Annotated in this window: 8 protein-coding genes; 1 reads left to right on the top strand and 7 read right to left on the bottom strand. The window is 66.8% G+C overall.

Annotation, left to right across the window (positions count from 1 at the left end; translation table 11 throughout):
* Positions 1-14: 14 nt before the first annotated feature.
* From ACFX4F_RS20300 to ACFX4F_RS20315, 4 genes are all read right to left on the bottom strand, one after another.
* Positions 15-1667, bottom strand: coding sequence for a M28 family metallopeptidase (locus ACFX4F_RS20300; RefSeq protein ID WP_380658147.1), 1653 nt, complete (start codon positions 1665-1667; stop codon positions 15-17).
* Positions 1668-1772: 105 nt separating this feature from the next.
* On the bottom strand, positions 1773-2705 hold the full coding sequence (locus ACFX4F_RS20305) for an MBL fold metallo-hydrolase (protein WP_099819625.1): 933 nt from the start codon (positions 2703-2705) through the stop codon (positions 1773-1775).
* A gap of 183 nt (positions 2706-2888) precedes the next feature.
* Positions 2889-3185 (bottom strand): hypothetical protein, encoded by a 297-nt coding sequence (locus tag ACFX4F_RS20310; RefSeq protein ID WP_099819624.1) that lies wholly within the window; start codon positions 3183-3185, stop codon positions 2889-2891.
* A gap of 172 nt (positions 3186-3357) precedes the next feature.
* Complete coding sequence (locus ACFX4F_RS20315; RefSeq protein WP_380658140.1) at positions 3358-4653, bottom strand: tryptophan--tRNA ligase; 1296 nt, start codon at positions 4651-4653, stop codon at positions 3358-3360.
* Between the two features lie 108 nt (positions 4654-4761).
* On the opposite strand from ACFX4F_RS20315, the gene ACFX4F_RS20320 reads away from it, so the two are divergent.
* Complete coding sequence (locus ACFX4F_RS20320) at positions 4762-5568, top strand: hypothetical protein (RefSeq protein ID WP_380658142.1); 807 nt, start codon at positions 4762-4764, stop codon at positions 5566-5568.
* 88 nt (positions 5569-5656) lie between these two features.
* Here the strand turns inward: ACFX4F_RS20320 and ACFX4F_RS20325 are convergent, their stop codons facing one another.
* From ACFX4F_RS20325 to rocF, 3 genes are all read right to left on the bottom strand, one after another.
* Positions 5657-5878: a CsbD family protein gene (locus ACFX4F_RS20325; protein WP_025878332.1), complete on the bottom strand. Its 222-nt coding sequence runs from the start codon at positions 5876-5878 to the stop codon at positions 5657-5659.
* Between the two features lie 211 nt (positions 5879-6089).
* Positions 6090-6227 (bottom strand): entericidin A/B family lipoprotein, encoded by a 138-nt coding sequence (locus ACFX4F_RS20330; RefSeq protein ID WP_019661832.1) that lies wholly within the window; start codon positions 6225-6227, stop codon positions 6090-6092.
* 166 nt (positions 6228-6393) lie between these two features.
* Entirely contained in the window at positions 6394-7314 is a 921-nt protein-coding gene (gene rocF / locus ACFX4F_RS20335; protein ID WP_380658145.1) for an arginase, read from the bottom strand.
* Between the last annotated feature and the right edge of the window lie 108 nt (positions 7315-7422).

The raw sequence follows: 7422 nt of genomic DNA on the forward strand, positions 1-7422 counted from the left end.
CCACTGCCGTGCGTTTACCGGCGGGCGGCTTCGCTCTTCTCGCGGGCGCCGTGGAATTCCGATTCCTTCTCCCACTGCGGCCAGCGACGGCTGTTGGCCAGCTCCGCGCCCAGGTCGTAGACCAGCAGGGTATCGGCTGCGTGACCGGCCGGATTCCAGCTCGGCGTCCACGCATCGCAGGCCTGGTGATAGCAGTCGGCAAAGTACTTCTCGCGCAGCGCGCGGCCAGCCTCGACACCGCCGTCCAGCTTGTCCAGGCCCGGGCCGATGGTGATCGCCGGCACGCCCAGGCGGGCGAAGGCGAAGTGGTCGGCACGGTAGAAGAAGCCGGCTTCCAGATTCGGGTCCGGGCTGTAGCTGCGGCCACGGGCCTTGGCCACGCGTTCCAGGTCGCCTTCCAGCGACACCCGGCCCTTGCCCCACGACGCGATGTCACGGGTGGCACCATCCGGGCTGAACATCTCGATGTTCAGTACCGCAGCGGTCTTGTCCAGCGGCGCCAGCGGGTGTGCGGCGTAATAGCTGGCGCCCAGCAGGCCCTTCTCTTCGGCGGTCAGCGCGACGAAGTACAGGGTGCGCTGCGGCTGCGGGCCGGCGGCGAACACCCGGCCCAGTTCCAGCACGGTGGCCACGCCGGTGGCGTTGTCGATCGCACCGCGGCGGATGCGGTCGCCCTTGGCGTCGACCTGGCCGATGCCGAAGGCATCCCAGTGCGCCGAGAAGATCACCGCCTCATCGGCGTGCTCGCCGCCGGGCAGTTTGGCCACTACGTTGCGGGTCACCACCTGCTCGCGCTTGAGCGCGAAATCGACGCTCAGCTTGGCGTTGTCCAGCGCAACCGGACGGAAGTCCGCGCTCATCGCCTTGCGCTTCTCGGCATCGAAATCCAGGCCGGCGTCGGCGAAGATCGCCTCGGCGAGCTCGCGCTGCATCCAGCCACGCAGCGGCGTGTGCTGGGCCATCGCTTCGGCCTGGCCGCGCTCGATATCGAACAGCGGCGAGGTGCCCGAACTCTTCACCGTGGCCCAGCCATAGGCGGCCGGTGCGGTCTCATGCACGATCAGCACGCCTTCGGCACCACGGCGCGCGGCTTCCTCGAACTTGTAGGTCCAGCGGCCGTAGTAGGTCACCGCCTTGCCATCGAACGCACCCGGCGCATCGGCCTCGAAATCGGCGTCGTTGATCAGCATCACGGCGATCTTGCCGTGCAGGTCCACGTCCTTGTAGTCGTTCCAATGGCGCTCGGGCGCGTCGATGCCGTAGCCGACGAACACCAGCGGCGCATCCTTGATCTGCACGCGCTTGCGCGGCTGCAGGCTCTGCAGGGTCACGTCCACGCCATTGGCCAGCGCCCGCTTGCCGCCCTTCAGCGCGAGACTGGCCTTGGCCGGGCCATCCAGCTGCGCGCGCACCAGCGGCACCGGCTGCACCCAGCTGCCGTCCACGCCACCCGGCTGCAGGCCGTAGCTGCGGAACTGCTCGATCAGGTACTGCACGGTGCGTTCTTCGCCTTCGGTGGCCGGTGCCCGGCCTTCGAATTCGTCCGATGCCAGCACGCGCACATGACGCGACAGCGCCTGCGGATCGATGCCGCCGCCGGGCAGGTCATTGGCCGCATGGGCCAGGCCACCGACGAACAGGCAGGACGACAGCAGCAACACGCGCATCGGGTTCACGGCAGTACCACGGCTAGCTTGGAAGTCACCAGAGTGTAACGTGGTCGTGACATCGCGGCGCAGCCTGGGCGCGCGTCATTCACGCGTGGCGTGGATCTACCGCGACGCGCGGTCCAGCCAGCAGGCCAGGCCTTGCGCGTTGAGTTCGATATCCATCGCCAGCACCTCGGTTACCGCAGCCTGGTCCAGTGCGCAGCCATGCTGCTGTGCACGTTCCAGGTACAGCGCCTGCAGCGCGGCCAGCAGGCAGCGATGACGATCGGGACGGCCGTCGCACTGGCGGCCGATGGCCGCCATCGCATCGATCTGTTCGAACAGATCTTCGGCCAGCTTTTCGACCTGTTCGACACGACCGTAATGGGTCAGGTACATCGCCTGCGGTGCGTAGCCGAGCATGCGTTGGATCGACGCCTTCATCGCGTCCGGATCGAACTGCACCGGCGATGAGGTGGGGAAGATGAAAGCGCCCTGCGCACTGTCCAGTTCGCGGTACGAGATGCCAAAGGTATCGCCGGTGAACCAACTGCGGCTGCGCGCATCCCACACGCAGTAGTGGTGCAGCGCGTGGCCCGGGGTATGCAGCAGCACCAGCTCGCGGCCTGCCAGGTCGATGCGCTGGCCGTCGTCAGCCACCACCACGCGCTGCTCGGGAATCGCCTCGATGCGGCCATAGCTGCGCGCGATTTCCTCGGCGCCATAGACGGCGGTGGCGCCGGCGATCAGCCGGGTCGGATCGATCATGTGTGGCGCGCCGCGCGGGTGCAGCACCGCACGCGCGTTCGGCAACTGCTGCATCAGCAGGCCAGCGCCGCCGGCATGATCCAGATGCACGTGGGTCAGCAGCAGCCAGTCCACCGCCTCCACGCCCAGCCCGTTGTCGGTCAAGGCCTGCAGCATCGCCGGCACCGACAGGCCGGTACCGCAGTCGACGAACGCGGCACGGCCGTTTTCGATGATCAGGTAAGCGGCATCGAAATCAGGCCGTTGGAAACCGGTATCGATGGTGTGGATGCTGGGATCGGCGGTCATCGACGCGCACCTGGCAGGATCGGGAACAGAGGCCCATGGTAGGCGCGCCGGCATGGCGTGATCGATGCGGCTTTGGTCGGAGGGGGCAATTCTGTAGAGCCGAGCCCACGCTCGGCTGCCTTTCTGCCAGACATCAGCCGAGCATGGGCTCGGCTCTACAGAGGGCACACGCGGGGCGCTACGTCAGAGGCGCAACCAGCGCGGGCGCAGCAACAGGGCCATCACCAGCACCGCCAGGAACGCGCCATAGGCGTACAGCACCGCCAGCACCTGCGGCCAGATCGGTCCGGCGCCCGGCTGTACCAGACCGATGTGGTGGCCCCACAGCATCGCCACGATGCTCAGGGCGAGTGCCAGCGCCAGGGTGGCGCCATCGAACAGGCGTCGCCGCGCGGTACGCGGCTGGCGCGGAAACAGCCAATACAGGCTGCCCAGCAGAATGAACCAGGGCAGAAACAGCAGCAGCGACAACCAGGCCATTGCAGACTCCATGTCATCGCGCCAGGGGCGCGCCGACATCATGCCATGGCCGCAATGCACTGTAGAGCCGAGCCAATGCTCGGCTGCTTTTCCGCCAAGCCGAGCGTGGGCTCGGCTCTACATATGCAAAGCAAAGCCGAGCGTGGGCTCGGCTCTACAAAGGTGGTGCAGGTCAGGCCGCTTCGCGCAGCATAGCCAGCGCCGCCAGCACCGCATCGACTTCGGCTTCCAGCTTGAACAGATCGCTCTGCAGCTGGTCGCCCTGCTCGGCCTGCTTCAGCACGGCGATCAACTGGCCGGCATCACGCGGCGAGTCGAAGCCCTCGCTCTGGATCAGCAGCGTGCCGTCACCTGCAGTCAGCTTGAAGTAGAAACGGCCATCCTTCTCGCGGTACTGCTTGAACAGCGGCGGCGCGGCGCGGGCTTCACCGGCATCTTCGCTGGCGATGTCGCCGGCATCGGACAGATCTCGCAGGCCCACCGCATGGCGCAGCTCTTCCAGCAGCGGTGCCGCCAGCTGCTCACGCAGCTGCTGGCCCCGGCGCTTGAGCAGTGCCTCGATCTTTTCCGGCTCGGCCATCAGCGCGTTGTAGCGCTCGCGCAGCGGCGACAGTTCGCTGTCGATGCGCTCGAACAGCTGCTGCTTGGCATCGCCCCAGCTGATGCCGTCGGCGAAAGCCTTGGCGAAGGCAGCGGTCTGCTCCGGGGTGGCGAACGCCTGGTACATCTGGAACAGCGCCGAACCTTCGGTGTCCTTCGGCTCGCCCGGTGCACGCGAGTCGGTCAGGATCGAGAACACCAGTTTCTTCAGCTCTTCGCGCGGCACGAACAGCGGAATGGTGTTGTGGTAACTCTTGCTCATCTTGCGGCCATCCAGGCCCGCCAGCGTTGCCACCTGCTCGTCGATCACCACGTCCGGCAGCGGGAAATACTCCTTGCCGTACACGTGGTTGAAGCGCTGGGCGAAGTCGCGCGCCATCTCGATGTGCTGGATCTGGTCACGGCCCACCGGTACCTGGTTAGCCTTGAAGATCAGGATGTCGGCCGCCATCAGCACCGGGTACATGAACAGGCCGGCGCTGACACCTGCGTCCTCGTCCTGGCCTTCCTCACGGTTCTTGTCCACCGCCGCCTTGTAGGCATGGGCGCGGTTGAGGATGCCCTTGCTGGCGATGGCGGTCAGGAACCACATCAGCTCGGTGGTCTCGCGGATGTCGCTCTGGCGGTAGAACCAAACGTGTTCCGGGTCCAGGCCACAGGCCAGCCAGCTGGCAGCGATCTCCAGGGTCGCGCGCTGGGTGCGCTGCGGGTCCTGCGACTTGATCAGGCTGTGCAGATCGGCGAGGAAGAAGAAGCTCTCGATGTCCGGCGCGCGGCTGGCCGCGATGGCCGGGCGGATGGCGCCAACGTAGTTGCCCAGGTGGGGCGTGCCGGAGGGGGTGATGCCGGTAAGGACTCGGGTCGTCATGACTGCGTGCGGAAACCTTCTATGAACGGAGCCAGTTTACCGTGCGCACGGTCAACCCCGTCAGGGCCCCCGGCGCGTTCATTCACCCAACCCCGCTGGAGACGCCCGATGAAACGCCTGCTGCCCCTGCTGCTGATCCTGCCCCTGGCCGGCTTCCGCCCGGCCCCGCTGCCCCCGCCGATGCCGCAGGACGGCCCGGTGCGCGTGGCCCTGGTCGACCGCGACCGCGGCACCGAGCTGCGCAGCTACCCGGCCGACGGCCAGCGCTGGGTGGCCGGTGAGCGCGGCCATCGCTATGCGGTGCGCCTGTACAACGACAGCCCGCGCCGGGTGCTGGTGGTGCTGTCGGTGGACGGCGTCAACGCCATCTCCGGCGAAGATGCCGATCCGTCGCAGACCGGTTACGTGCTCAACCCCGGCCAGCGCGCGGACATCACCGGCTGGCGCAAGACCCAGGACGAGGTGGCCCAGTTCGTCTTCAGCAGCCCCAGTGGCAGCTACGCCAGCCGCACCGGCCGCCCCGACAACGTCGGCGTGGTTGGCGTAGCGGTGTTCGAAGAGGCGCGCCGCTGGTACCCGCGTCCGCAGCCGATCCTGCGCGAGCGCGCCGGGCCGGCACCGGCGGCGGCCGAAGCCTCGGCGGCCGCCGACGCCAGCGCCAGCCGCATCGAAGGTTACTCGGCCAAGTCGCAGGCACCCGCGCTGGGCACCGGTCACGGTGCACGCGAGCGTTCCTCGGTGCGCGATACCGATTTCGAACGCGCCACCCGCAGCCCGGCACAGGTGCTGCAGCTGCGCTACGACAGCGCCCGCAACCTGCGCGCACGCGGCATCCTGCTCGATTCGCCGTCGCGCCTGGACCGCCAGCCGCAGGCCTTCCCCAACCGCTACGTGCCCGACCCGCCGGCACGTTGATCGCCACACAGCGCAACGCCCGCACCTTACGGCGCGGGCGTTGTCTGTGGGGGCAGAACGCGGGCGTGCGGCGCCCGGTTACTTCCGGTTACTTGTAGTCCGGATAATCCTTGTGCATCGCCTTCTCGAAATCGCGCACTTCGGTTTCTGCGCGATCCTTGGCCCAGCCATAGCGCTCCTGCAGGCGGCCCGCCAGATACTCGGCATTGCCCTCGGCCACATCGAAATCGTCATTGGTCAGATCGCCCCACTTCGCCTGGGCCTTGCCCTTGAGCTGGGACCACTTGCCGGAAATGATGTCTTTGTTCATTGCTGAGGCTTCCTTGGAATGCAACGGCGTTGTTACCGTGGCTGCAGCATCGCGCAGTGCACGTTGAAGCACGGTCAACCGGCCATGAAAACGCTGCTCACCTGCTTGAATGGTTCACTACGCATCCACACGCGGCGTCCACACCCGGCAATCGCGCATGAAAAAGGCCGGGAAGATCCCGGCCTTTTCCGTACTGCGCACCACCTCAGGCTCAGTTGCCCTTGGCAGCATCCTCAACCTTCTCACCAGCCTTCTGCACGTCCTTGCCGGCACCGGCAACGGTGTTGCAACCGGCCAGCAGGGCCACCGAAAACATCGACAACAGCATCAGGGCAACTACGCGCTTCATGGGCTTCTCCTTGGGTTTGCCGCTACCCCGCTCAATCACGGGGTTCGGTTGTATTGATCGGGGCGGCAGGCTGGTTGAACCCAACACTGCCGCGTGAGGTGCAATCTGGCGGCAGGGGCGTGGAGCGCGTGTGAACGGTTCGTCCAACCGTTCAGGCTGGACCCTCTCAGTCGCGCATCAGGGTCGATTTTCCGAACAGGCTTTCCACCAGGTCCACGGCCAGTTCGGCGGTGCTGTTGTGATTGTCCAGCAGCGGATTGAGTTCGACGATATCCAGCGAACCCATGCGCCCGCTGTCGGCGATCATCTCCATCACCAGCTGCGCTTCGCGGTAGTTCACCCCGCCCGGCACGGTGGTGCCCACGCCCGGGGCGATGCTCGGGTCAAGGAAATCGACATCGAAGCTGACGTGCAGGTGGGTGTTCTCGTCGATGCCGGCCAGCGCCGCTTCCACGGTGCGCTTCATGCCGTTCTCATCGATGTAGCGCATGTCGTAGACATCGACCTTGTGGGTCTTGATCAGGCGCTTCTCTTCCGGGTCTACCGAACGGATGCCGATCTGGTGCATCTGCGAAGGCTTGATGGCCGGCGAGGTGCCGCCCAGCTTGGTCAGCGCATCCGGGCCAAGGCCGCACAGGCAGGCCACCGGCATGCCGTGGATGTTGCCCGACGGGGTCACCTCACTGGTATTGAAGTCCGAATGCGCATCCAGCCACAGCACGCGCAGCTCCTTGCCCTGCTCCCGGCACCAGCGTGCCACGGCGGTGATCGAACCGATGCCCAGGCAGTGGTCGCCACCGAGCATGATCGGCATTCGCCCGGCCTGCAGCTCGGCATAGCTGGCTTCCATCAGCGCGTGGTTCCACGCCACCACTTCGTCCAGATGCCGGTAGCCCTGCACCGGCGCGGTCCACGGGTTGCGTGGGCCGTCCAGGTTGCCGAGGTCGCGCACGTCCACGCCACGCGCCTCCAGTGCTTCAGGCAGGCCAGCCACGCGCAGGGCTTCCGGCCCCAGCCGGGCGCCGCGATGGCCCGCCCCGATGTCGGTGGGGACGCCGATCAGGGTAACGGCGGGATGATGGGCCATGGGTGCCTCCTGCGAACGAAAAAGAAGCACAGTCTAGCCAGACGCATGTGACACCACTCGCGGCGGTGCAGCAGGGCCATCCACGGGTAGTGCCGGCCGCGGGCCGGC

This window comes from Stenotrophomonas sp. YIM B13575 (assembly GCF_042787595.1).
GTDB lineage: Bacteria > Pseudomonadota > Gammaproteobacteria > Xanthomonadales > Xanthomonadaceae > Stenotrophomonas > Stenotrophomonas lactitubi_B.

Bases quoted from the DNA above. Each gene is read 5' to 3' on its own strand.
- rocF (WP_380658145.1), bottom strand. From the start codon at position 7,314: ATGGCCCATCATCCCGCCGTTACCCTGATCGGCGTCCCCACCGACATC.
- ACFX4F_RS20330 (WP_019661832.1), bottom strand. From the start codon at position 6,227: ATGAAGCGCGTAGTTGCCCTGATGCTGTTGTCGATGTTTTCGGTGGCC.
- ACFX4F_RS20325 (WP_025878332.1), bottom strand. From the start codon at position 5,878: ATGAACAAAGACATCATTTCCGGCAAGTGGTCCCAGCTCAAGGGCAAG.
- ACFX4F_RS20305 (WP_099819625.1), bottom strand. From the start codon at position 2,705: ATGACCGCCGATCCCAGCATCCACACCATCGATACCGGTTTCCAACGG.
- ACFX4F_RS20320 (WP_380658142.1), top strand. From the start codon at position 4,762: ATGAAACGCCTGCTGCCCCTGCTGCTGATCCTGCCCCTGGCCGGCTTC.
- ACFX4F_RS20300 (WP_380658147.1), bottom strand. From the start codon at position 1,667: ATGCGCGTGTTGCTGCTGTCGTCCTGCCTGTTCGTCGGTGGCCTGGCC.
- ACFX4F_RS20315 (WP_380658140.1), bottom strand. From the start codon at position 4,653: ATGACGACCCGAGTCCTTACCGGCATCACCCCCTCCGGCACGCCCCAC.
- ACFX4F_RS20310 (WP_099819624.1), bottom strand. From the start codon at position 3,185: ATGGCCTGGTTGTCGCTGCTGCTGTTTCTGCCCTGGTTCATTCTGCTG.